The sequence below is a fragment of the Acidovorax delafieldii 2AN genome, from assembly GCF_000175235.1.
Lineage (GTDB): Bacteria > Pseudomonadota > Gammaproteobacteria > Burkholderiales > Burkholderiaceae_C > Acidovorax > Acidovorax delafieldii_B.
This window is the reverse complement of sequence record NZ_ACQT01000436.1, coordinates 1-1,873: the sequence shown is the minus strand read 5'-3', so window position 1 is coordinate 1,873 and position 1,873 is coordinate 1. Positions and strand designations below refer to the sequence as shown.

1 protein-coding gene is annotated in these 1,873 nt (G+C 63.1%); it reads left to right on the top strand.

The features are described 5' to 3' along the window. Window positions 1-1,873 (top strand): hypothetical protein (locus tag ACDELDRAFT_RS21955; protein ID WP_005800811.1); only part of this gene is annotated, 1,873 nt, incomplete at both ends.

The window sequence follows — 1,873 nt, the reverse complement described above, 5'->3', positions numbered from 1 at the left end:
GTCACCTTCGGCCAACCCTTCAAAGCGGGCGACTGGCTACCCACCACACAGGGACTCGTGGCCCAGGTAGGCGGAGCGACCATTCCCCTGCAAACCGACGAAGTCTCGTCGCACCGCGATGGCTCTGCCAGGTTCGCCGTGCTCAGCGCTCAGCTGAGCAACGTTCAGCCCGGTGAAACACGCATCATCAACCTCTTTCCTGGCGCCAAGACCACCTCCACCCCCAGCGTGCCGGCCACCCCTGACTGGAACCTGGAGCTGGAAGCGCAGGTGTACGACGCCAGCGGCAACGTGACCGCCACTTTGGTGGCCCAGCCGCAAGCGCAGCTGCAAAACCAGATTGCCCAGAACACCGGGCGCCGACTCAGCGGCTCCGTCGCCTCGGAGTACACGGTGGTCACACCCTTCAAGAACAAGGCCACCGGCGCCGTGCATCCGCACCTGACAGCCCGGCTGCATGCCGGTCTCTACGATGGCGGCAATCGCATCCGCACCGATGTGGTGCTGGAGAACACGCGCACGTTCACGACCGCACCGGGCAACATCACCTACAGCCTGGCCATCAAGCGCAATGGCACGGTGCTGTACACCCAGCCCAAGTTCACCCACAACCACCATGCACGCTGGCACAAGGTCTTGTGGACCGGTGGCACGCAACCCGCCAACCGCCTGCGCCACAACATGCCGTACTTCATGGCCAGCCGCATCACGTGGAACTATGACCTGAACCTGAAGGTGCCCGAGAGCGTGCTGGCAGCCGATGCAGCGGCCTTGGCCAGTGCAGATACCAAGCCGATGGGCGCGGCCTATATCCTGCCGTACTTCCCCACCACGGGGGGCCGCATCGACATCGGCCCGCTGCCGCGCTGGGCCGCCTTGTATCTGGTATCCCAGGACGATCGCGCCCGCGCCAGCCTCTTGGCCAACGCTGATGCCGCCGGTGGCATCCCAGTGCATTACCGCGATGAAAACACGGATCAGCCGCTGAGCATCGCGAAGTACCCCGACGTCACGACCCGCTACCCCAGTTCGGTGCCGTTCGTGCCCGCAGCCACCGACTCCACCATCTGGACACCGGATCAGGCGCACCAGCCGTCCCTTGCCTATGTGCCGTACCTGATCACGGGTGATGCCTTCTACCAAGATGAGCTCTCGTTCTGGGCCAGCTGGAATCTGACCGATGCGCCTCCCGGGCCCGAGTACCGCAACCGCGACACTGGTCTGGTCAAGTGGGATCAGGTGCGGGCCCAGGCCTGGATGCTGCGCTCCATCAGTGAGGCAGCCTACGCGTTGCCCGACAGCCACGCCATGAAGGGCGTGTTCGGCAAGGTGCTGACCAACAACATGGATTGGTACGCGACGAACTACATCAACAACCCCAACCAGTCGCCCCTGGGCGCTATCGAAAAGCCCGATGAATTCGGTCTCACGGCTCCCTGGCAAGACGACTTCGTGGGCATTGTCTTCAGCCGCCTGGCTGAGGCCGGCGAGCCCAAGGCCAAGAATGTGCTGGACTGGTTCAGCAAGTTCAATGTAGGCCGCGTGGTCAATGAAGCCAACGGCTTCTGTGCCGCACAGGCACCGGGCTACTACTGGAACATTCGTGACGCCAACGGTAACTTCGTCAATAGCTGGAAAGTACTGTTTGAACAGAACTATCCTGGTGTGAGCAACACAGCGTGCTCAAGCGTAGGTGTCGAGGGCTATCCCGAGGAGGCCGGGGGGGCCGCCGCGTACATGCGTGGCATGCTGGGCGCCGCCGCCAATGCCGGCGTAGCCAACGCTGCAACCGCTTATACCAAGTGGAAATCCATGACGCCCAAGATGGACGCCGCATACGCCTCCGACCCCACTTGGGCTATCGTCCCTCGAT